Annotated in this window: 25 protein-coding genes; 14 read left to right on the top strand and 11 right to left on the bottom strand. The window is 62.7% G+C overall.

Going from position 1 to position 22,164, the window contains the following annotated elements; genetic code table 11:
• Window positions 1-30 precede the first annotated feature (30 nt).
• Both ruvA and ruvC read right to left on the bottom strand, forming a co-directional pair.
• Entirely contained in the window at window positions 31-651 is a 621-nt protein-coding gene (ruvA, locus tag NDI72_RS06435) for a Holliday junction branch migration protein RuvA (protein WP_113153236.1), read from the bottom strand.
• Window positions 648-1,163 (bottom strand): crossover junction endodeoxyribonuclease RuvC, encoded by a 516-nt coding sequence (gene ruvC / locus NDI72_RS06430; RefSeq protein WP_113153237.1) that lies wholly within the window; start codon window positions 1,161-1,163, stop codon window positions 648-650. The genes ruvA and ruvC overlap by 4 nt, the downstream gene beginning before the upstream one ends.
• Here ruvC and NDI72_RS06425 point away from each other — a divergent pair.
• Window positions 1,154-2,041 carry a sulfite exporter TauE/SafE family protein gene (locus NDI72_RS06425; RefSeq protein WP_222474115.1) on the top strand — a complete coding sequence of 296 codons (888 nt, stop codon included), beginning with the start codon at window positions 1,154-1,156 and terminating at the stop codon, window positions 2,039-2,041. The two genes, ruvC and NDI72_RS06425, sit on opposite strands and share 10 nt — an antisense overlap.
• Here the strand turns inward: NDI72_RS06425 and rcdA are convergent.
• From rcdA to NDI72_RS06410, 3 genes are all read right to left on the bottom strand, one after another.
• Window positions 2,007-2,540 (bottom strand): protease adaptor protein RcdA, encoded by a 534-nt coding sequence (gene rcdA, locus NDI72_RS06420; protein WP_113153239.1) that lies wholly within the window; start codon window positions 2,538-2,540, stop codon window positions 2,007-2,009. The two genes, NDI72_RS06425 and rcdA, sit on opposite strands and share 35 nt — an antisense overlap.
• 347 nt (window positions 2,541-2,887) lie before the next feature.
• Window positions 2,888-4,537: an acyl-CoA synthetase gene (locus NDI72_RS06415; protein ID WP_283799968.1), complete on the bottom strand. Its 1,650-nt coding sequence runs from the start codon at window positions 4,535-4,537 to the stop codon at window positions 2,888-2,890.
• Between the two features lie 43 nt (window positions 4,538-4,580).
• Window positions 4,581-5,354, bottom strand: coding sequence for a sulfite exporter TauE/SafE family protein (locus NDI72_RS06410; protein ID WP_283799967.1), 774 nt, complete (start codon window positions 5,352-5,354; stop codon window positions 4,581-4,583).
• A 193-nt stretch (window positions 5,355-5,547) separates the two neighbouring features.
• Here NDI72_RS06410 and NDI72_RS06405 point away from each other — a divergent pair, with 193 nt between their 5' ends.
• From NDI72_RS06405 to NDI72_RS06355, 11 genes are all read left to right on the top strand, one after another.
• Window positions 5,548-6,195 (top strand): thiamine phosphate synthase, encoded by a 648-nt coding sequence (locus NDI72_RS06405; protein WP_206994910.1) that lies wholly within the window; start codon window positions 5,548-5,550, stop codon window positions 6,193-6,195.
• 2 nt (window positions 6,196-6,197) lie between these two features.
• Complete coding sequence (locus NDI72_RS06400) at window positions 6,198-7,250, top strand: tetratricopeptide repeat protein (RefSeq protein ID WP_206548383.1); 1,053 nt, start codon at window positions 6,198-6,200, stop codon at window positions 7,248-7,250.
• A 37-nt stretch (window positions 7,251-7,287) separates the two neighbouring features.
• Complete coding sequence (locus tag NDI72_RS06395) at window positions 7,288-7,539, top strand: hypothetical protein (RefSeq protein WP_206546133.1); 252 nt, start codon at window positions 7,288-7,290, stop codon at window positions 7,537-7,539.
• Complete coding sequence (efp, locus tag NDI72_RS06390; RefSeq protein ID WP_113153243.1) at window positions 7,520-8,083, top strand: elongation factor P; 564 nt, start codon at window positions 7,520-7,522, stop codon at window positions 8,081-8,083. The genes NDI72_RS06395 and efp overlap by 20 nt, the downstream gene beginning before the upstream one ends.
• 45 nt (window positions 8,084-8,128) lie before the next feature.
• Window positions 8,129-8,932 carry an inositol monophosphatase family protein gene (locus NDI72_RS06385; protein ID WP_206546132.1) on the top strand — a complete coding sequence of 268 codons (804 nt, stop codon included), beginning with the start codon at window positions 8,129-8,131 and terminating at the stop codon, window positions 8,930-8,932.
• Window positions 8,933-9,136: 204 nt separating this feature from the next.
• On the top strand, window positions 9,137-10,147 hold the full coding sequence (locus NDI72_RS06380; RefSeq protein WP_206546131.1) for a MotA/TolQ/ExbB proton channel family protein: 1,011 nt from the start codon (window positions 9,137-9,139) through the stop codon (window positions 10,145-10,147).
• A gap of 1 nt (window position 10,148) precedes the next feature.
• Window positions 10,149-11,180, top strand: a complete 1,032-nt coding sequence (locus NDI72_RS06375; RefSeq protein WP_113153246.1) for a peptidoglycan -binding protein — start codon at window positions 10,149-10,151, stop codon at window positions 11,178-11,180.
• A gap of 103 nt (window positions 11,181-11,283) precedes the next feature.
• Entirely contained in the window at window positions 11,284-12,768 is a 1,485-nt protein-coding gene (locus NDI72_RS06370; RefSeq protein WP_283799966.1) for a carboxypeptidase M32, read from the top strand.
• 83 nt (window positions 12,769-12,851) lie between these two features.
• The gene (locus NDI72_RS06365) at window positions 12,852-13,565 is read left to right on the top strand and encodes a GntR family transcriptional regulator (RefSeq protein ID WP_283799965.1); all 714 of its coding nucleotides are present in this window, start codon (window positions 12,852-12,854) and stop codon (window positions 13,563-13,565) included.
• A 64-nt stretch (window positions 13,566-13,629) separates the two neighbouring features.
• Window positions 13,630-14,319 (top strand): nitroreductase family protein, encoded by a 690-nt coding sequence (locus NDI72_RS06360; RefSeq protein WP_283799964.1) that lies wholly within the window; start codon window positions 13,630-13,632, stop codon window positions 14,317-14,319.
• A gap of 322 nt (window positions 14,320-14,641) precedes the next feature.
• Window positions 14,642-15,130, top strand: coding sequence for a cupin domain-containing protein (locus NDI72_RS06355; protein WP_206546128.1), 489 nt, complete (start codon window positions 14,642-14,644; stop codon window positions 15,128-15,130).
• A gap of 21 nt (window positions 15,131-15,151) precedes the next feature.
• On the opposite strand, the gene NDI72_RS06350 is transcribed toward NDI72_RS06355, so the two are convergent.
• Window positions 15,152-16,969 (bottom strand): ABC transporter transmembrane domain-containing protein, encoded by a 1,818-nt coding sequence (locus NDI72_RS06350; RefSeq protein WP_113153251.1) that lies wholly within the window; start codon window positions 16,967-16,969, stop codon window positions 15,152-15,154.
• 204 nt (window positions 16,970-17,173) lie between these two features.
• Here NDI72_RS06350 and rpmE point away from each other — a divergent pair, with 204 nt between their 5' ends.
• Complete coding sequence (rpmE, locus tag NDI72_RS06345; RefSeq protein ID WP_113153252.1) at window positions 17,174-17,395, top strand: 50S ribosomal protein L31; 222 nt, start codon at window positions 17,174-17,176, stop codon at window positions 17,393-17,395.
• 125 nt (window positions 17,396-17,520) lie between these two features.
• Here the strand turns inward: rpmE and NDI72_RS06340 are convergent, their stop codons facing one another.
• On the bottom strand, window positions 17,521-17,796 hold the full coding sequence (locus tag NDI72_RS06340; RefSeq protein WP_113153253.1) for an Rdx family protein: 276 nt from the start codon (window positions 17,794-17,796) through the stop codon (window positions 17,521-17,523).
• Window positions 17,797-17,861: 65 nt separating this feature from the next.
• Window positions 17,862-18,611: a YebC/PmpR family DNA-binding transcriptional regulator gene (locus NDI72_RS06335; RefSeq protein ID WP_283799963.1), complete on the bottom strand. Its 750-nt coding sequence runs from the start codon at window positions 18,609-18,611 to the stop codon at window positions 17,862-17,864.
• A gap of 196 nt (window positions 18,612-18,807) precedes the next feature.
• On the opposite strand from NDI72_RS06335, the gene NDI72_RS06330 reads away from it, so the two are divergent.
• Complete coding sequence (locus tag NDI72_RS06330) at window positions 18,808-19,626, top strand: MBL fold metallo-hydrolase (protein ID WP_283799962.1); 819 nt, start codon at window positions 18,808-18,810, stop codon at window positions 19,624-19,626.
• Between the two features lie 2 nt (window positions 19,627-19,628).
• On the opposite strand, the gene NDI72_RS06325 is transcribed toward NDI72_RS06330, so the two are convergent.
• The 3 genes from NDI72_RS06325 to NDI72_RS06315 form a co-directional block, all read right to left on the bottom strand.
• A complete protein-coding gene (locus NDI72_RS06325) occupies window positions 19,629-20,396 on the bottom strand; it encodes a TerC family protein (protein ID WP_113153255.1) in 768 nt (255 codons plus the stop codon).
• A 70-nt stretch (window positions 20,397-20,466) separates the two neighbouring features.
• Window positions 20,467-21,291, bottom strand: coding sequence for a TIGR00282 family metallophosphoesterase (locus tag NDI72_RS06320; protein ID WP_113153256.1), 825 nt, complete (start codon window positions 21,289-21,291; stop codon window positions 20,467-20,469).
• Window positions 21,292-21,496: 205 nt separating this feature from the next.
• Complete coding sequence (locus NDI72_RS06315; RefSeq protein ID WP_502888377.1) at window positions 21,497-22,093, bottom strand: 5-formyltetrahydrofolate cyclo-ligase; 597 nt, start codon at window positions 22,091-22,093, stop codon at window positions 21,497-21,499.
• Window positions 22,094-22,164 lie beyond the last annotated feature (71 nt).

Raw genomic sequence — 22,164 nt, 5'->3', positions numbered from 1 at the left:
ACTACCCAGCTTGGCGCCCATGCCTGTTGCCTAGCGCGCCAGTTCCTTCAGGCCAAGCCTGATCAGCGTTCCGGCCTCGGCGCTCTCGCCGGCTTCCTTCAGCGCCGCCGCAACCGCATTGGCTGCGACATCGCGCGAATAACCGAGATTGGCAAGCGCGGAAACCGCATCGGCCACCGCCGAAGGCGCTGCGCCCTCGCCCAGTTCCTGCTTGAGACCGATCGTGTCGCTGGCCTCGCCGGCATAGGCGGGGGCCTTGCTCTTGAGTTCCGAGACAATGCGCTCGGCCACCTTTTTGCCCACGCCCGGCGCGCGCGCCACCGTGGCGGCATCCTTCAGCGCAATGGCGTTGGCGAGTTCCGAAGCCGAAAGCGTGGAAAGCACCGAAAGCGCCACCTTTGCGCCCACGCCCTGCACATTGTTCTGCAAAAGGCGGAACCACTCGCGCTCCAGCGCGGAGCGGAAGCCGTAAAGACGGATCATGTCCTCGCGCACATAAGTCTCGATGAACAGCGTCACCGCCGTCCCCTCGCCCTCAAGCGCGGCCAGCGTGCGCGCTGGGCAGTAGGCCACATAGCCAACCCCGCCCACATCGACGATGCAGTGATCTTCGGCGATCTCGTCGATGATGCCCTTAAGTTTGCCAATCATTTCAGTGCTTCCATTGCCAGTCGGGAGGTGACGGACTGCCGGTGATGCGCGTGGCAGATGGCGATGGCAATCGCATCCGCCGCATCATGCGTGTCGAAATGCGCCTTCGGCATCAGCACCTTCACCATCAGATGAATCTGCTTCTTGTCGCCGTGACCGACGCCGATCACGGCCTTCTTGACCGCATTGGGCGCGTATTCGGCAACGCGCAGGCCGGCCCTTGCCGGCACCAGCATGGCGATGCCACGCGCCTGGCCGAGCTTCAGCGTGGCCGATGCGTCCTTGTTGACGAAAGTGGCCTCCACGGCGGCCTCCTCCGGCCGGTGCTGGTGCAGAACCGCCTCCAGCCCCTCATGCAACTGGCACAGGCGCGAGGCGAGGTCAGCCTTGGCATCGGAAGAGACCGAGCCTGCGTCAACGAAGCGAAGGGAGTTGCCCTGCGTCTCGATGACGGCCCAGCCGGTGCGGCGAAGCCCCGGGTCGATGCCCATAATGCGAATCGGTGTGTTCATGGCTCTACCATAGCGGTGGGCAGGCCCATTGCCACGCGTTAGGATGCGGCTGCATTCCTGTCCCGGCACACCGACTGCCTGGAGGCGAAATCCTGCCCGAACTCGATCTCAGTCTTGCCCTTCTCACCCTCACCGTTCTGGTGGCGGGGGTGGTGCGCGGCCTGTCCGGGTTCGGCACGGGGCTCATCGTCGCGCCGATTGCAGGCGCGCTCTACGATCCCGTGACTGCTGTGGTTCTGCTGGTCATCATCGATTCGCTGCCCACGCTTCCGGTCGCCCTGCCGGTGGTGAAACTCGCCCGCTGGCGCGAGGTGCTGCCGGTTCTCGCCGGGCTGGCGCTGTTCGTGCCGCTTGGCGTCTACATTCTCAAGAATGGCGACGAAACCGCGCTGCGCTGGATCATCTGTATCGTCATTCTGGGCTGTGCGCTGGTGCTGCGCAGCGGCTGGCGCTACCACGGGCCGCGCGGCTTTCCCGTATCCTTCGGCATTGGCGGCATTTCAGGCACGCTGTCGGGCATCGCCGCCATTCCCGGCCCGCCGGTCATCATCTACTGGATGGCGTCGGCGCTGCCGGTCTCCGTGGTGCGCGCCAATCTCATGACGCTGTTTCTGATTTCGGAAATCTTTTCCGCCGGCAATCTGTGGGCGGCCGGCCTGTTCGATGAGCCGCGCGTGATGCTCGGCCTGATTATGGTCCCGCCCTATGTGGTGAGCCTGCTCATCGGCGGAAAGCTGTACGGGATCGCCAGCGACACGACCTATCGGCGACTCGCCTTCACGCTCATCATCGCGTCTGCGCTGATCGCGCTGCCACTCACGCAGACGCTGTTTCAGTGGGGAATCAGCGGTGCCCGAACGCTGTTTTCAGCAGGGTGATCTGCTCGAAGACCGGGTTGTGGCTGTAGAGATCGGCATCGTTCGCCGCAGCCGGCGCACCGCCATAGATCTCTTCGTCCATACGCCGCACGATGTCCTGCAGGCGCACCGAGCGCATGACCAGATCCTGGAAATTCTCCGGCAGATCGGACCAGCCGTCGGCCTGCTCCTGCGGTGAATGCGTGTCGAGACGCACTTTGGACTTCTCGGCAGCCACCTGCTCGCGCGTCATCTCGCCGGAATTGGCGGCGCGCTGCAGAAGAAGCCACGAGGCAAGCTGCATCAGACGTGTGGTCAGCCGCATGGATTCGGCCGCATAAAGCGCAGCGCCGGCCCGCGTCAGGCCCTTGGCCTCGATGCGTCCTTCGCCGTCCAGATACTCCGCGGCCTCTTCAACCAGGCTCATGCCCTGATTGTAGAGAGGCTTGAAAGAATCCGAGAACACGCGATGCTCGGCCAGCTTGATCGTAGTCGCGCGACCGTTCCCGCCTTCAATCATTGTGCTTACGCCCCACCATTATACGAAACTGCGGCCACCGCCGGCTGATGCGTTCAATCACAAGTGAGCCTGACTCTCAATGCCAAGAACTCAATGCAAGGATGAGCCTGTGCACAGCTGTTGGCAAGTTCTTACTTAATGAAAGGTTAATGCTCATTTTGTCGAAAAAAAGAGCCGCAAACGCGGCTCTCAGGAGTTTAAACAGGGAGGCGTCAAACAGAATGGCTCCAGCCACTCGGTAAGAATCCAGATCACTGGATGTACACAGTAAACGCATGTAAAGCTTAATGCTTGGTTAACGCCGCCACCGATAATTGCATCGAATGCCGGCGTTCACCCTCTTTCCCCTAGAGTGATCTGGCCTGATCCCGCAGCCGGAACTTTTGAATTTTCCCTGTCGAAGTCTTTGGTATTTCAGAGAAAATGATGGTTCTCGGGCACTTGAAATGCGCGAGCAGAGAGCGGCAATGCGCGATGATCTCTTCGGCTTCCGCACTTCTGCCCGGCTTCAGCTCGACGAAGGCCACCGGCGTTTCGCCCCACTTCGCATCCGCCTTCGCGACCACGCCGCAGGCCGCAATGGCCGGGTGTTTGTAGAGCGCATCCTCCACCTCGATGGAGGAGATGTTCTCGCCGCCCGAAATGATGATGTCCTTGGAACGGTCCTTCAGCTGGATGTAGCCGTCGGGGTGCATCACACCCAGATCGCCCGAATGGAACCAGCCGCCGGCGAAAGCCTCTTCCGTCGCCGCCCTGTTCTTCAGATAGCCCTTCATGACGATGTTGCCGCGGAACATGACCTCGCCAATGGTCTCGCCATCGCGCGGGGTTTCCTCCATCGTCTCCGGGTCCATCACGGTCAGCCCCTCGAGCGCCGCATAGCGCACGCCCTGACGCGCCTTGCGCGCGGCCTGCCCGGCGCCGTCGAGCGCATCCCACTCGCCCTTCCATTCATTGACCACGGCCGGTCCGTAGGTTTCCGTCAGGCCATAGAGATGGGTCACCGCAAAACCCGCCTCGGCCATGGCCGAAAGCACGGTTTCGGGCGGCGGAGCCGCTGCCGTGTTGAACGTCACCGTGTGCGAGAAATCGCGTTTTTCCTCATCCGGCGCATTGAGCAGCGCCGACATCACGATCGGCGCGCCGCACAGATGCGTCACCCCGTGATCGGCAATCGCGTCATACATGGGCTTTGCGCGCACCCAGCGCAGGCAGACATGGGTTCCCGCCGTCAGCGCCAGCGTCCACGGAAAGCACCAGCCATTGCAGTGGAACATCGGCAGCGTCCACAGATAGACCGATCCGCGCGTCAACCCCGCATGCACGGTGTTGGCATAGGTCATCAGCGCCGCACCGCGATGATGATAGACCACGCCCTTGGGATTGCCCGTGGTGCCGGACGTGTAGTTCAGCGCGATGGCGTCCCATTCGTCATCGGGCATGGACCAGGCAAACCCGGCATCCCCCGAAGCCAGGAATTCCTCGTAATCGGCACTGCCGATGCGCTCGCCCTTCGGATAGGGCGCATCGTCCGCATAGTCGGGATCGTCATAATCGATGACCAGCGGCTTGACGCTCGCCAGCGCCAGCGCCTCCTTCATCACGCCGGAGAACTCCCGGTCGACGATGACCACCCGGCTCTCCGCATGGTCGAGCTGAAAGGCGATGATCGCGGCATCAAGGCGGGTGTTGAGCGAATGCAGCACCGCCTTCGTCATCGGCACGGCGTGGTGCGCCTCCAGCATGGGCGGCGTGTTGGACAGCATCACCGTCACCGTATCGCCCTTGCCGATCCCGTGGCTGGCAAGCGCCGATGCGAGTTTCAGCGAGCGCTCCCAGAAGGTCGCATAGGTGATGCGCTGGCTGCCATGGATGATCGCCACGTCATCGGAAAACACTTTGGCCGCGCGCTCCAGAAGCACAAGCGGCGTCAGCGGCTGGTGGTTGGCGGGGTTCTTGTCCAGATCCCGTTCGAAAGCATTGCCGGTCACAAACATCCTCCCGCTGTTTTCATCTTTTAAGCACAGGCTCCCGAACCCGTCACCACCCCATAAGGTCAAAGACCCCGTCATGGATCAGCTTGAGTGAAACGATCAGGACCATGACATACATGAACGGATAAAAGACCGTCGGCTTCATGCGCTTGATCACCCAAACGCCGGCCAGCGTGGCGAGCGGCGCAAGCGGTATCAGGATCAGCGACGCCGTCAGGTTGGAACGGTCGAACTGCCCGAGCGCGAAATAGGGAACGAGCTTCACCGCGTTGACGATGGCGAAAAAGACCACGCTCGTTCCCGTGTAAAGGCGCGGATCCTGCCCAAGCGGCAGCGCATAGACCTGATAGGGCGGCCCGCCCGCATGCGCGACAAAGCTCGTGAAGCCCGCAACCGCGCCCCAGAAAGTGCCGCGCGGGCGGCTTTGGCTGGCGATCCGCACATTCCCTGCGATCTTCTCGAACGCCCAGCGCAGGAAGAAGGCCAGCGTCACCAGACCGACGATCAGGCGCACATGCCCTTCCGTCACGACGGCCGCCGTCGCCCAGCCGATGGCGATGCCCACAAGCGCGCCGGGCAGCATGATGGAAAGCGTCCTGCGGTCCATGTAACCACGCCAGGCCCAGAGCGAGACGATGTCCATGACGATCAGGATCGGCAGCAGGATCGCCGCCGCCTGCACCGGCGACACGACCAGAGAAAGCATCGGCACGCCGAGCAGCGCCATCGCGCCGCCGAAGCCACCCTTCGACAGACCGACCAGCAGAACGGCCGGAATCGCTGCAAGATAAAAAGCTGGATCGGAAAGCAAAGGTGTCATGAAATTCGTCTGGATCGCCCGACGGCCGGGCGTCGCCAGTCATAATCCTTATGAGCGCACTTGGCGAGCGTCCGGCAGAAAGGACCAATTTTCCTTGTCCATCCCCCCGTGCTTCGTCTATGCCGCATTCAAACCAAAATGACGGGTCAGAAACGAACCGGGTCGGTTCCGTCGAGACGCCAGGAGTTCCTACATGACCAATCGCTGCCGCCTCGTATTGATTGCACCGCCGCCGGAACTGGCTGCCAATGACGAAGCACATCTGGAAGCAGCCCTCGCCGCCGGCGATGTCGCTTCCCTCATCATTCCCGATTACGGGCAGGACGAGGTCAGCTTCCAGGCCCGTGCCGAGCGCCTCACCCCCATCGCGCAGGCGCACGGCGTCGCCGTGATGATCGCCGGCGCGCCGCGCATCGCCGCGCGGGTGAAGGCAGACGGCATCCATGTCGACGGCTCGCTCGAAGAGCTGGCCGAAATCATCGAGAAATACCAGGATCGCATGATGATCGGCGCAGGCGGCGTGAAAACCCGCGACGACGCGCTTCAGCGCGGCGAAATGCAGCCCGATTATCTGTTCTTCGGCCGTTTCGGATACGACAACAAGCCGGAACCGCACCCGCGCAACCTCACGCTGGGCGAATGGTGGTCGGAAATGGTCCAGATCCCCTGCATCGTGATGGGCGGCAATGCGGTCGCCTCGGCAGAACCCGTGGCACAGAGCGGCTGCGACTTCATTGCGCTCGGTGCGGCCGTCTTCTCTGACGAGATCGACGCCGCCGCCGCCGTGAAGGAAGCCAACGTCATTCTCGAGAAGACCTCCCAGAACGCTCAAGGAGCCTGATCATGCGCGCGCGCCTCCAGCCGGTAGCATTGCTTGCCGCCCTGTTCTGCGGGCTTGCCGCGACAGCGCAGGCGGCCGGCGACGCCGGCCCGGAAAAGGCCGCAGAAACGGCACCCGCCACAACCGGAACTGAAAAGCAGGCGCCCCGGGCCGACCGGCTGCAACCGGTCGGCGACAGGCCGCTTTCCGCCCCCACGGTGGATCAGGTGGACCCGGACCGCTTCGGCAAGCTGCCGGACGCCGCCTATGGCGCCTTTCAGCGCGGCTACTATCTGACCGCGCACAATCTGGCCCTGCCCCGCGCAGAGGCGGGCGACCCGGCTGCGCAGACCCTCATCGCAGAGATCTATGCCCGTGGCCTTGGCATGGCGCGCGACGCGAAGAAGGCCGCCGAATGGTATTCAAAGGCCGCGCAGCAGGGCGTGCCCGAGGCGCAGTTCCAGTATGCGCTGATGCTGCTTGATGGCGGCTTCGTCGAGAAGAACACCGACCGCGCCTTCGAACTCATGCAGGTGGCGGCCGACAATGGCAACCGGCTCGCCCAGTTCAACCTCGCGCAGATGATCCTCGACCGGCAGTCGAGCTTCGAAAGTCGCGAACGCGCTGTCTCCTATTACGAGAAGGCCGCCAATGCCGGGCTGGCCGACGCGCAGTATGCGATGTCCCAGGTCTATGCCAACGGGTTTGGCGGGCGCGAGGCCGATGACAAGGTCGCCCGTTCATGGCTTGATCGTGCAGCCAGGCAGAATTACGACACCGCACAGCTCGATCTGGGCACGTGGATGGTCGAAGGCCGTGGCGGGGAGCGCAATGCGGAAACCGGGTTCGCCTGGCTCAAGCGCGCAGCCGAAGGCGGCAACATCGCCGCGCAGAACCGCCTCGCCAAGCTCTATCGCGCCGGCGTCGGCACCGACCCGGACACGATTGAAGGCGCTGCATGGTATATCTCCGCGCGCCGCGCCGGGTTGATCGATCCGGAGATGGAAGACTTTCTGGCCGGCCTCACGCCGGAAGAAATGAAGGAAGCCATCCAGCGCGCAAATCGGCTCCGCTAGCATTTTTCGGACGCCCCCAAAGGCCGCATGACTTGCCTTGGACCGCTTTTTATGGTCTTGGAAGCGCCGAATTGCGCGCCAGTGGAATGAACTCGCCATTCGAAATCCGCAATGCGGTCTTGAGATCGGATGTCGAATTCACTCCACTGGAAACATAAACTTGCTGGCGGTTTTGCTGTTTCCAACCTTTGCTCTCGCGGCCGATGCAGCCGGGATGCAAATGCAGGACGTGAACCGCTGGCGCGCTCAAGACCCGCAGGACGATCCATATGAAAATCAACGGCAATGAAATTCGCCCCGGCAACGTCATCGAACACAATGGCGGCCTCTGGGTTGCGGTGAAGACCAACGCTGTGAAGCCCGGCAAGGGCGGCGCATACAACCAGGTCGAACTGAAGAACCTGATCGACGGCACGAAGCTGAACGAGCGCTTCCGCGCCGCCGAGACCGTCGAGCGCGTTCGCCTCGAGCAGAAGGACTTCAGCTTCCTCTACGAGCAGGAAGACGCTCTGGTGTTCATGGACTCCGAGACCTATGAGCAGCTCGAGCTGCAGAAGGACTTCGTCGGCGACCGCGCCGCATTCCTTCAGGACGGCATGACCGTCACGGTCGAGCTCTACGAAGAAAAGCCGATCGGCATCTCCCTGCCGGATCAGGTCACGCTGACGATTGCCGAGGCCGACCCGGTGGTGAAGGGCCAGACGGCTGCTTCTTCCTACAAGCCGGCGGTTCTGGAGAACGGCGTGCGCGTGATGGTGCCGCCCTTCATCGAGGCTGGCGAGCGGATCGTCGTCGACACCAACGAACTCACCTATCTGCGCCGCGGCGAATAAACCCGGCGCTTCCGCGAAACACACACTTACGAAAGCTTACATCCCATGGCCCGTTCGGCGATTATCAACGTCATGGTTCAGGCTGCCATGAAGGCAGGCCGCTCCCTCGCTCGCGATTTCGGCGAGGTCCAGAACCTGCAGGTTTCGCTCAAGGGCCCTGGCGACTATGTGAGCCAGGCCGACCGCAAGGCGGAAGACATCATTCACGCCGAGCTGTCGCGCGCCCGTCCGGGCTACTCCTTCCTGATGGAAGAGAGCGGCACGGTGGAGGGTGACGACCCGCAGCACCGCTGGATCGTCGATCCGCTCGACGGCACCACGAACTTCCTGCACGGCATTCCGATCTTCTCGATCTCGATTGCCCTGGAACGTCAGGGCCAGATCGTCGCCGGCGTCATCTACAACCCGGCCATGGACGAGCTCTACACCGCCGAGCGCGGTGGCGGCGCGTTCCTCAACGACCGTCGTCTGCGTGTCGCGGCGCGCACCAAGCTGTCCGACGCCGTTGTCGGCACCGGCATTCCGCATCTGGGTCGCGGCCACCACGGCACGGCCCTGCTCGACCTGCGCAATGTCATGGGCGAGACGGCGGGCATCCGCCGGCTTGGCTCTGCGGCGCTCGACCTCGCCTATGTTGCAGCGGGCCGGATGGACGGTTTCTGGGAAGATTCGCTTTCGCCCTGGGACATTGCCGCCGGCATCATCCTCGTGCGCGAAGCCGGTGGTTTCGTCAGCGACAAGACGGGCCGCGACAAGATGTTCGACAGCGGCCAGATCGTCGCCGGCAACGAGGCCATTCACCGCGCACTGGTCAAGACGCTCGGCAAGCCGGCCGCAAAAAAAGCCTGATTCAACCCCGTCCCGCACGGTGTTTCAGAACCAGCAAAGCCCGGGATCGAAAGGTCCCGGGCTTTGTCGTTGCGACATCAAAAAGCTGATGCGCTCATAACCGGATACTGTCTGCGGCTTTCAATTTCGTCATATTTACGATTAGAATCCTGCGCCATACAGGAATCAATACTGGTTCTGCGGCGCAGTGGACACGAGGAGCAGATGGCCTTGCTGAAATCGCGTGGGGACGACGAACCATCCTACGGGCTCGATTACGACCCGCACACCTTGTCGAGCCCCCAAGTCTTCCTCTTTTCCATGCTGGTGTTTCTGGCGATTGCCGGCTTCGTTGCGGCAATCCTTTACCGGCAGATCGCTTCCGCCTTTCAGACCAATCCGGGGCTGAACGGGCTCATTCTCGGCGTTCTGCTGATCGGCATCCTGCTCGCTTTCATGCAGGTCATCCGCCTGTTCCGTGAGGTTCGGTGGGTCAATTCCTTCCGCGCCGGCACGGATGCGGCCGATCCGGTCCTTCTCGCACCGATGAAGGCGCTTTTGAGCCGGGCCTCTTCGATGGCGCTGTCGACCAGCTCCATGCGCTCGATCCTCGATTCCATCGCCACCCGCCTCGACGAGAGCCGCGACATCTCGCGCTACCTGATCGGCCTACTGGTCTTTCTCGGCCTGCTCGGCACGTTCTGGGGCCTGTTGCAGACCATCGGGTCCATCGGTGACACCATCCAGTCGCTCGACCCCGCATCAGGCAACGCCAACGACATTCTCGACGCGTTGAAATCCGGCCTGTCAGCCCCGCTGGAAGGCATGGGCACGGCGTTCTCCTCCTCGCTGTTCGGTCTTTCAGGCTCGCTGATCCTGGGCTTCCTCGACCTTCAGGCGGGCCGCGCGCAGAACCGTTTCTATACCGAGCTGGAAAACTGGCTTTCGTCCGTCACCGACCTTGGCTCCGACATCGCAGACAGCCGCAGCGGCGCGTCCAGCGAAATGCAGCAGCTGGCCGACAAGCTGCGCGCGGTTCAGGAGGATGGAACCTCCAATCCGCGCCTTGCAGCCTCCATGGCCAATCTGGCCGAGGGCATTTCCGGTCTTGTAAAGAACATGCGCAGTGAACAGCAGATGATGCGCGACTGGGTGGAATCCCAGGCGGAAGAGCAGCGCGCCATGCGCGCCACACTTGAAAAGCTGGCGACGACGCTGAAGAAGCGGGACAGCTGACATGGCGCTTGCCCGTGGACGCCGCAACGACCGCCACGTCGACTACTGGCCGGGTTTCGTGGACGCCATGGCGACGCTTCTGCTCGCCATCATGTTCCTGCTCTCGGTCTTCGTGCTGGCGCAGTATTTTCTGAGCCAGGAGATCACCGGCAAGGACGCCGTGCTCGACCGGCTCAATGCGCAGATCAACGAGCTGACGCAGCTTCTGGCGCTCGAACAGGCCAACAGCCAGGACGCCGAGGACACCATCGCCAGCCTGCGCGCCTCGCTGGAAGACATCCGCGCTGACCGTTCCCGGCTGGAAACGCTGCTGGCCAGTGGCAGCGGCCAGAGCGAGCAGGCGGAAGCCCGCATTGGCGAGCTTTCGGGCGCGCTCGACGAGGAGCGTCTGGTCAGCCAGCGTGCGCTTTCGCAGGTGGAGCTGCTCAACCAGCAGATTTCGGCGCTGCGCAAGCAGATCGGCGCGCTGGAAGCTGCGCTTGAGGTTTCCGAAGCGCGCGACCGCGAGTCCCGCACCAAGATCGCCGATCTTGGCCGCCGCCTGAACGTGGCGCTGGCGCAGCGCGTGCAGGAACTGAACCGCTATCGCTCGGACTTCTTCGGCCGGTTGCGCGAAATCCTCTCCGACCGCGAAAACATCCGCATTGTCGGCGACCGTTTCGTCTTCCAGTCCGAGGTTCTGTTCCCGTCGGGTGCGACGGAGATCAATCCGAACGGGCAGGACGAGATGCGCAAGCTGGCCGACGCCATTCTCGAACTGCAAAAAGAGATCCCGCCGGAGATCAACTGGGTTCTGCGCGTCGACGGCCATACGGATGACGTGCCGCTTTCGGGCACCGGTCGCTTCCGCGACAACTGGGAGCTTTCCACGGCCCGCGCCACGGCGGTCGTCAAGTTTCTGATCGAGAACGGCGTCCCCGCCAACCGGCTCGTTGCAGCCGGTTTCGGCGAGTATCAGCCGCTCGACACGGAAGACACGCGGGAAGCGCGTGCCCGCAATCGCCGCATCGAGCTGAAGCTCACCGAGCGCTGACGACACGGCTTGCGAAGCCACCCGGCTTCGTGTCCCCTCCTTCAAACAATCGACGCCTGCATCTGCGGGCGTCGTCCCTCCCAATGCCCCGACGAGGTGTTCCATGTCCTTTCAGAAACTCGATGAACTCGGCCACAGGATCGAAGCGCTCAATCACGCGCTGGCGATCCTCGGTGCGGATGAGGCGACGCATATGGCGCCCGGTGGCGGCGAGGCCCGCGCCGAAGCCATGTCTGCCCTTGCCGGCATGGCCCACCGTCAGGCCGCAGCACCCGAGATTGCCGACTGGATCGACGCCGCCGAACAGGAAGACCTGAATGGCGAGCAAAAAGCGGCAATTTCCGAATTTCGCCGAAATTACGTCAACCTGACCTGCCTCCCGGCCGATTTCGTGGAGCGCCAGACGCGCACGCGCATGCGCTGCGAACAGCTGTGGCGCGAGGCCCGTGGCAAGGGCGACTGGGCGGGTTTTCTGCCGGCGCTGGAAGGGGTTATCGAGCTTGCGCGGGAAGAGGCGCAGATGCGCGCCGAGGCGCTTGGCCTTGCGCCCTATGATGCTCTGATGGAGCAATTCGACCCCGGAAACAGAACGGCGGAAATCGCCCCCGTTTTCGAGGATTTGAAATCGTTTCTGGTAGATTTCGTGCCAAATGCGCTGGAAATCCAGAAAACGAAACGCGCGCAAAATCCCCTGCGCCCGCTCTCTGGACACTACGCCGTCGAGAAGCAGCGCGAGCTTGGTCTCGCCATGATGGCGGCGGTCGGTTTCGACCTGACGCGCGGCAGCCTGTCGGTCTCGCATCACCCGTTCTGCGGCGGCGTTCCGACCGATGTGCGGATCACCACGCGCTACCGTTCAGACGAGTTTCTCTCTTCGCTGATGGGCATTTTGCACGAGACCGGCCACGCGCTCTATGAGCAGAACCTGCCGCAGGCCTGGGCGCACTGGCCGCTTGGCAAGGCGCGCGGCATGGCAATGCATGAAAGCCAGAGCCTGTTCGTTGAAAAGCAGATCGGCCGCAACCCCGCCTTCTGGGAATGGGCGCTGCCGGTGGTGGCGAAGCATCTGGGCGAAGACTGGTCGATGGACGAGATCCTGCCCCATGTGCACCATGTGGAGCGCGGGCTGATCCGCGTCGATGCCGACGAGGTGACCTATCCGCTGCACGTGATCCTGCGTTTCGAGCTGGAGCAGGACCTGATCGCCGGCAAGCTGGAAGCCGCCGACCTGCCGGAAGCCTGGGACGCGAAGATGAAGGCCTATCTGGGCCTGTCGACCATCGACACGCCGCAGGACGGCCCGATGCAGGACGTGCACTGGCCATCCGCCGCCTTCGGCTATTTCCCCTCCTACACGCTCGGCGCGATGATCGCGGCGCAGCAATGGTCGGCCATCGAGAAGGATATCCCGGACGTGAACGCGCAGTTCGCCAAGGGCCAGTTCGATGCGGTGAACGACTGGCGGCGTGAACGGATCTGGTCGCAGGGCTCGCGCTGGTCGACGCCGGAGCTGATCGAACGGGCCACCGGCGAGCCGCTCAATGCCGCGCATTTCAAGAAATATCTGGAAGCGCGCTACGGCCAATAGAGCCAAACGCTCGGTCCTGGCTTGAAAACGAACCGGTGAGGTCGGGCTTGTCAGGACCATTGCCTGCGCACACTCTAACGGACATGGAAGAAACCGATTCCCGATCCACTGTAGAGACCGTGGCCGACGCGCTGACGGAAGCCGTGCGCGACGGGCGGCTGGCGCCAGGCCAGAGACTGACGGAAAACGCCTTCACCAGCCGGCTGGGCGTTTCGCGCTCCTCGGTGCGGGAAGCCTTTCGACGCCTGACAGCAGACGGGCTTTTGACGGCGGAACCGCATCGCGGCGTGATGGTGCGCCAGCTCTCGCGCAGCGAGGTGGACAATCTTTTTCAGGTGCGCGGGGCGCTGGAAACGCTGGCGGTGAAGCTCGCCCTGCCAGTGCTTCACCAAGCACCCGAAACGCTTGTCGCGCTGCAGGCGGATCTGGATGCCGCAGCCGAACAGGGTGACATGAACCGGTTCTCCGAACTCAACGCCCGTTTCCACCGGCTGTTTCGCGAGACAGCGGACAATCCCCTTCTGAACGAGACGCTGACGCGGCTTTCCAACTCGCTCTACTGGTTGCAGTTTCGCGTTCTGGTGGACCGGCGTGATGTGTTCGACACCAACCGGCAGCACAGGCAGCTGACAGATTGCGTGGTGGCCGATGACACGGCAGGTGCGGAAGCTGCGATGCTCGATCATGTGGAGAATGCGCGGCAGCTGATCCAGTCGCTGCCTGACGATCATTTCGCCGCACCGCCAGCGCCCGCAAAAAGCAAAGCAAAGGGCAACCAGCGCAACGCCAAGGCTTGACGCCGGAACCAGCCCATCTAGATTGTCCGACAATCTTATCGGACAAAATGGAGGAGACGTCCGCATGAGCGAAAAGGCCACACAGGAATACCGTCCGGTTCCACTTCCCGATTACAGGGAGCTTCCGGTCGAGGAGATGCGGGCCCGCGCACAGGCCTTCTATGACGAGATCCGCACACGCCACACCGTGCGCGACTTCTCCACCCGCCCCGTGCCGCGCGACATCATCGAAACCTGCATCAAGGCAGCAGGCACCGCGCCCAATGGCGCAAACCACCAGCCCTGGCACTTCGCGGTGATCGGCAATCCGGCGGTAAAGAAACAGATCCGCGAGGCGGCGGAGGCCGAGGAGAAAGCGTTTTACGAAGGACGCGCGGGTGAAGAATGGCTTCATGCGCTGGCCCCGCTCGGCACCGATGCAAGCAAGCCGTTTCTGGAAGAAGCGCCCTGGCTCATCTGCGTTTTCGGCGAACGCCGCAGCCGCTCGGCCGATGGCGTGAAGCGCAAGAACTACTACGTTCCAGAGTCCGTGAGCATCGCAACCGGCTTTCTGATTACAGCCCTGCACAAGGCAGGTCTGGCAACTCTTACGCACACGCCGAACCCGATGAGCTTTCTAAACGAGCTGTGCGGTCGCGACCCGCATGACAAACCCTATATCCTGATGGTGGTCGGCTATCCAAAGGAGGACGCCACCATTCCCGAACACGCAATGGAGAAGAAGCCGCTGGAGGAAATCGCCACGTTCATCTGAGCGTCGCCTCCAACGCGTACAGGCATCGGACAACAGAGCCATTCGGGGCGTTTCGGCTTTCCCGAAAGGCTCTGAACGAACATGGGTCCTCTCTTTGAGGATGACGAAAAGCGACGTGCAGGCTTCGCATCGAATGGCTGGCAAGGGGCTCGTGCCAGCCGCTCAATGGAACAGTGCACATGCCGCCTTTCGCCATGCCCGGCATGTCCGGGCACCCATGCCCTTCTCCAGAAGCAGCCAGACACCGGAGCCGATTTCCACTTTTTTGCCTGATGCAATAGGGTCAGCCCGTTTCTACGAAGCAATTCTGGAGGGAATGGTTTTGAGCACGACATATCTCGTTAAAAGCAGCGAAATTGCCGAGATGGAGGGTTTGAAGAAGACCCACTTTCTCAACCCCAATGCGCAGCGTCTGAACAAGTCTCTTGGCGACCTCACGGGTCTGAGCGGCTTCGGCTTCCACATCATTGAAGTGGAGCCCGGCTATGAAACGACGGAACACCACTGCCATTACCACGAAGACGAATGCGTGTTCGTGCTGGCGGGTTCCGCCACGGCCTTTATCGGCGATGAAGAGCACGCAATCGGCCCCGGAGACTTCATCGGCTACAGAAAGGGCGGGCTGGCCCATTCAATCAAGAACACGGGAAATGAAACGCTGCGCTGCATCGTCGTTGGCGAGCGGCTTGCACATGATGTGGGCGATTACCCAAGGCTGGGCAAACGCATTTTCCGCGACAGGCAGATGCCCTGGGGGCTGGCCGACATCGACAGGATCGATGCGGTCGGCGGCAAGGTCGGCAAGAAGTAGAGCCGACCCCGCCCTCCGCGACTATTCCGCAGCGTCTCCGAGAGCCTCTGCGCCCGCCTGGAACTGAAGGCTGGCGAGTTCGGCATAGATGCCGCCCTTTGCCACGAGAGCGGCGTGTGTGCCCTCCTCGACGATGCGCCCCTCTTCCATGACGAGAATGCGGTCGGCTTTCAGAACCGTTGAGAGACGATGTGCGATGACGAGCGTGGTGCGGCCCTTCATCAGGTGCTCAAGCGCCTGCTGCACCAGCGTCTCGCTTTGCGAATCGAGGGCGGAGGTGGCTTCGTCGAGCAACAGGATCGGTGCATCGCGCAGGATCGCGCGCGCAATGGCCATGCGCTGCCGCTGACCGCCCGACAGGGTGACGCCGCGCTCGCCGACCGGCGTGTCGTAGCCTTCCGCCAGATCGGTGATGAAATCATGCGCAAGCGCGGCGCGGGCCGCAGCCTCGATCTCGGCGCGGGAGGCGTCAGGACGGCCAAAGGCGATGTTCTCGGCCGCGCTGGCGGCAAAGATCGTCACGTCCTGCGGAACGATGGCCATGCGTCCGCGCAGCGCCAGCGGATCGGCCTCGCGCGCATCGACGCCATCGACGCGCACCGCCCCGGAATCGGGATCGTAATAGCGCAGAAGCAGCGAGAAGACGGTGGTTTTGCCCGCGCCCGAGGGACCGACAATGGCGACGGTCTCGCCCGGTTTTACGGTGAAGGACAATCCATGCAGCGCAGAGCGATCCGGTCGTGTCGGATAGGCGAAGGAGACATTGTCGAACGCCACTTCGCCGCGCGCCGGCTGCGGCAGCGCCACGGGGCTGGCGGGCGCGGTGATGGCGGGCTCTTCCGACAGGAGCTCGCTCATGCGCTCGGCAGCGCCGGCGGCCTGCGAAAGCTCGCCCCAGACCTCTGACAGGGCGCCGAGAGCGCCAGCTGCCAGAACCGAGTAGAGCAGGAACTGACCGAGCGTGCCCGGCGTCATCTCGCCGGACAGAACGGCCCGCGAGCCGAACCAGAGAACGGCCACGACCGAACTGAAGGTCATGAAGATGGCGAAGAAGGTGAGGAAGGACCGCGCGAAGATGGATGCGCGTGCAGCAGAGAACGCCGTCTCGATGGCATCGGAGAATTTCTTGCGCACCACGTTCTCGCCGGTGAAGGCCTGAAGCGTGCGCACCGCGCCGATCTGCTCGCCCGCATAGGCGGTGGCGTCGGCCAGCGTGTCCTGTGCAAAACGCGAGCGACGGCGCACCGAGCGGCCAAACGCAACCAGCGGCAGAACGATGACGGGGATGGCCGCCACCACCAGCAGGGAAAGACGCGGGCTGGTGACGACCATCATACCGACAGCGCCAAGCCCCATGATGACGTTGCGCAGCGCCTGGGAAATGGTGGCCCCGACAGCCGATTTGACCTGCGTGGCGTCGGCCGAAATGCGCGAAACAATTTCACCGGACTGGACCGTATCGAAGAAGCCGGGGGAAAGGCGCGTGACGTGATCGAAGACATCGCGCCGCAGATCGCTGACAACACGCTCCCCCAGCGTGATGACGAAGAAATAGCGCCCCGCCGAGGCGGCTGCGAGGACTGCAGCTATGACCACCAGCATCGAGAAGTAATTCGCGATGAAGATGGAATCGGAATGGGAAAACCCGTGATCGATCATGCGGCGCACGGCCAGCGGCAGCGTGAGGGTCGCGATGGCTGCGAGCACCAGGAAAAAGGCCGCGCCAAGCGCCAGACCGCGATAGCGGCCGATATAGGGGAAGAGGCGTTTGAGCGGCTTTAACGACCGCCGCTTCGCCGCCTGTTCCCGCTCTTCGGACGCCCTTTGCCTGCGCGCCATCGCCTGCCCCTTCTCAATTCTCGTTCGGGAGCGGCAAAATGTGCGCCGCTCAAGCCTTGTCTTGTCGTCGTACCTGATGTATAGGCTCGCCAACCAATTCCGAAGCCGTAGCCTTCCTTGGCCGCGGCTTCAAGTTTTCAAGATGGGTGCAATTGCCGCAAGTGCGGATCAGATTGCCATCCCGCCAGAACTCAGGACAAGACGATGAAAGCCGAAATTCATCCCGACTACCACATGATCAAGGTCGTCATGACGGACGGCACCGAGTACGAGACGCGCTCCACCTGGGGCAAGGAAGGCGAGACCCTTCAGCTCGACATCGACCCGTCCACGCACCCGGCATGGACCGGCAACCAGCAGTCCCTGATGGACCGCGGCGGCCGCGTTTCCCGCTTCAAGCAGCGTTACCAGGGCCTCGGCATCTAAGGTATCCTGCGGCCGGATGGCGTCATCCGGCATTTGCGGACACCGAGAGGCAGAGCCGACCGGAACGCAAAAGCGTTTTTACAGAGACCCGTCTCATCGAGGCGGGTTTTTTGTTGTCTGCTTGCCTACTTGTCTATGTGGCCAAGATCGCGCTCGGGATCGATCACGTCGCGCACACGCTGCTTCAGCGTCTTGGCGTCAGGAAAGCCGCCATCGTGCTTGCGCTCCCAGATGAGGATGCCGTTGCACGTGATCTCGAACACCCCGCCCGTGCCCGGACGCAGCGCGACTTCCGACAGTTCTGTGGAAAAAGTGGAGAGAAGCTCCTGCGCGAGCCATGCGGCGCGCAGGAGCCATTGGCACTGGGTGCAGTAGGTAATCGCGATACGATGCTGTTTCACGAGAACCTGTCCTTTGTTGCCAGACAGCCAAAAACTGCCGGGCCTGAAGCCCGGCAGAAGCGCAATCAGGCTTCGCTGAGTTTCGCGAGCGTTTCGTCGTCCACCTCGAAATTGGCGTAGACGTTCTGCACGTCATCGTCGTCTTCGAGGGTTGCAACGAGCTTGAGGATCGACTGGGCGCGCTCCTCATCGACCGGCGTGCCGGTCTGGGGACGCCAGATCGCCTTGACGGACTCGGCTTCGCCCAGAGCGCCTTCCAGCGCCGTGGTGACATCGCCGATATCTTCGAAGGCGCAGGTGATGACATGGCCGTTTTCGTCCGACTGGACATCTTCGGCGCCGGCCTCGATGGCGGCTTCCATCACCGTGTCGGCATCGCCCTTGTCAGCCGGGTAGATGATTTCGCCAACGCGGTCGAACATGAAGGAAACGGAACCGGTCTCGCCAAGCGATCCGCCTGCCTTGGTGAAGGCGGCGCGGATGTTGGAAGCGGAACGGTTGCGATTGTCGGTCAGGGCCTCGACGATGACGGCGACGCCACCGGGACCATAACCCTCGTAACGCACCTCGTCATAGTTCTCCGCATCACCGCCCGACGCCTTCTTGATGGCGCGTTCGATGTTGTCCTTCGGCATGGACTGGGCCTTGGCGTTCTGGATGGCCAGGCGCAGGCGCGGGTTCATCGCCGGGTCGGGCATTCCCATCTTGGCAGCGACTGTGATTTCGCGCGCCAGTTTGGAAAACATCTTCGAGCGAACGGCGTCCTGCCGGCCCTTGCGGTGCATGATGTTCTTGAATTGGGAATGACCGGCCATGGGGCTCCTTCTCACGGTCTTTTGAAAGCAATGGAATACCGGGGCCTTATAGTGAAAATGCCGGCCAACGTCCAGAACCCGCGCACTGCAGCGATGGGGGCGGACATGTCGAGAGACATGGGGCCGACATGGGGCGGACATGGCGCAGAGCCGCGCTTTGCCCTACCATGGGCTCTTGCACACACGGGAGATGCCGATGACCGCCTTCCGACTGACCGCAGCCATTCTGACTTTATTGCTCGCTCCGCTGCCTGCAGCCCTTGCACAGACAAACGGGCAGATCGAGCGACCAAGCACCTGCCTCGCCATGGCGCAGGCGCTGCCAGGCCTGATCTACGCCTCGCTGATGATACCGGCCGCCGTGAGGGCCGACCCGGTGACCATCACCTATGCGGGCCATTCCACCTATCTGATCGAGACGCCCGCCGGCGTGACCATAGCCACGGACTTTGCGGGCATTTATGGCGCGAACCCGCCACCGCGCGTCGTGACCATGAACAGGGCGCATGGCACGCATTTCACGCGTAATCCCGACCCCGCCATCGAGCATGTTCTGCCAGGCTGGAACGAAGAGGGCGGGCCGGTGAAACACTCTCTGCTGGTTGAGGACGTCTATATCCGCAATGTGACCACCGACATCCGCCGCTATGGCGCGATGGAGCCGGACGCCAATTCGATCTTCATCTTCGAGGTGGCGGGGCTGTGCATCGGACATCTGGGCCATCTGCATCACCGGCTGGACGACAGCCATTATGCGGCGATCGGCAGGCTCGACGTGCTGATGGTGCCCGTCGATGGCGGGCTGACGCTGTCGCTTGACGGGATGAGCGAGATTGCGCGCCGGCTTTCCTCGTCGGTGATCCTGCCGATGCACCGGCATTCGACGCCGCTCAGCGCCTTCACGGGCCGCATGGGCGGTGGGTTCGAACTGGATTTTCGTGAGGGACGGTCGATCACCGTGGCGCTGGATAACCTGCCACGGCGACCGACAATCGTTATTCTCGACGGGGTTTAGGGCTACTTGCCCGCCCCGCCCTGCAGCGCCTTTGCGCGCGCGCGCTTGCGGCGCGCCAGCATGTTGAGCGACTCGACCAGCGCCGAGAAACCCATGGCCGCGTAAATGTAGCCCTTGGGCACGTGGAAGCCCATGCCATCGGCGATCAGCGTCATGCCGATCATCAGCAGGAAGGCGAGCGCCAGCATGACCACGGTCGGGTTGGCCGCGATGAAGCGCGACAGCGGCTCGGCGGCGATGAGCATGACGGTCACGGCCGAGATGACGGCGATGAACATGATGGCGAGCTCGTTGGTCATGCCAACGGCGGTGATGATGGAGTCGATGGAGAACACCAGGTCGAGCAGCAGGATCTGAACGATCGCCGCACCGGCGGACATCGTGACCTGACCCATCATGTTTTCCTTACCATCGTCGGGATCGACCGAATGGTGGATTTCCTTCGTCGCTTTCCACACCAGGAAGAGGCCGCCCGCGATGAGGATAAGGTCGCGCCAGGAGAAGCCATGGCCGAACAGCTCGAACACCGGCTCGGTGAGCTGGACGATGATCGAGATCGTGCCCAGAAGCGCCAGCCGCAGGATCAGCGCGGCGCTGATGCCGATGCGCCGCGCACGCGCCTGCTGCTCTTTGGGCAGCTTGTTGGTGAGGATGGAAATGAAGATCAGGTTATCGATGCCGAGAACGATCTCGAGCACCACCAGGGTCACGAGCGCGACCCAGGCTTCCGGATGGGAGACAAACTCAAAGTGACCGGCAAGCCATTCCATGGCAGCACCCCTCGCTGGCAATTGTTCAAAATATAGCGTTTTGCAGAGTTATGCGCAGCCGCGCCCAGCGTCAACGCCAGAAGGCGGGAACGGTTTCCTCAAGGCGCGCACCAAGCCTGAGCGGGGCGATCTTCTCGCAGAGGCCCGTGCGGTCGGAGATTTCGAGCCCGACGCCGCAGATCGTTGCAGGACCGCTGGCCGCCTCGAAGCGCCCTTTGGGCACCTTGGCGGTGAACCGGTTGAGGGGCTCTTCCTTGTCCATGCCAAGGGAAGAATCGTAATCGCCGCACATGCCGGCATCGGACAGATAGCCCGTGCCGCCGTTCAGGATCTGATGATCGGCCGTCGGCTGGTGCGTGTGGGTGCCGACGACAAGGCTCGCGCGGCCATCGACGAAATGGCCAAAGCACATCTTCTCGGACGTGGCCTCGGCATGGAAATCGAGAATGACGGCATCGGCCTGCTCGCCCAGCGGACAGGCGGCCAGCACATCTTCAACACAGGCGAAGGGATCGTCGAGCTCGGGATGCATGAACACCCGGCCCATGATGTTGGACACCAGAACCCGCGCGCCATTGCGCGCGATGTAGACGCCTGAGCCGCGACCGGGCGTGCCCTTCGGGAAATTCGCAGGGCGCAGGAAACGCTCCTCGCGCGGCGCAAAGGCCAGCGCCTCGCGCTGGTCCCACACGTGGTTGCCCGTGGTCACCACATCGGCGCCGGCATCCAGCGTGTTGCGGAAGATCTCTTCGGTGATGCCGAAACCGCCTGCCGCGTTCTCGCCATTCACGACCACGAAATCGAGCCGGAAATCAGAAATAAGGCCGGGAAGCTTTTCCCAGACCGCCGTGCGGCCGGCGCGACCGACCATATCGCCAAGAAACAAAAATCTCATGGGCCGCTTCTAGCGCATCGGTCTGAAAATCGGAATCGATTTTCGGGCCGTTTCGCAGATTCAACAAGGTAGTGCGTCCGAATGGACGCACGGCGCTCCACCGCATCGGCCCGAAAATCGGAAGCGATTTTCGGAAAGCACGATGCGTGGATTCAACAAGGTAGAGCATCCTTTGTGCGTCCGAATGGACGCACGGCGCCCTAGATCAATTTGCCTGCGCGTGAAAACCGGAAATCTGCCGCAGGCCGCTTTCGGTGAGCATCTCGGGCAAACGCTCGTCATGCGGCTCGTCGGGCACGCCCGCGACCTCCTGGCAATCGAAGGCGATGCCGATGAGCCGGGGCGAAAGCCCCCGCGCCTTCAGCCGCGCGATTGCCCGGTCGTAATAGCCCGCGCCATAGCCGATGCGGTGGCCCCGCGCATCGAAGGCTGCAAGCGGCACGAGCATGATTTCGGGGTCAAGGACCGCCGCCCCGTCATCCGGTCCCCATGTGCCGAACCCCATGTCGACCAGAGGCGCGTCGGGGCGGTATTCCCGGAAAACGATGGTGGTCCTGTCGAGAATGGCGGGAAGCGCGATCCGCGCCCCGCGCGCAGCCAGCACCGCCATCAGCGGGCGCACATCCATTTCAGAGCGCATTGGCCAGAAGCCCGAGACGACCGTGCCGGACCCGACTGAGATCCGCTGCGCCTGCGAGGCCAGCGCTTCGGCCATTTCCGCACGCCAGTCGGGATCGAGCGCGTTGCGGCGGGCCAGCGCCTCGCGGCGCAACTGCTTCTTCTGTGAGGCCTGATCGTTCATCATGTCGCTCATGCGGCTCAATCACCATGAATGAAGCACGGAAGGAAGCGTGCTGACGACATTTGAAAAAA

Origin of the sequence: Nitratireductor sp. GZWM139 (assembly GCF_030068685.1) — a bacterium.
Classification (GTDB): domain Bacteria; phylum Pseudomonadota; class Alphaproteobacteria; order Rhizobiales; family Rhizobiaceae; genus Nitratireductor; species Nitratireductor aquimarinus.
The sequence above is the reverse complement of the archived record's forward strand: the minus strand, read 5'-3'. Positions and strand labels throughout refer to the sequence as shown.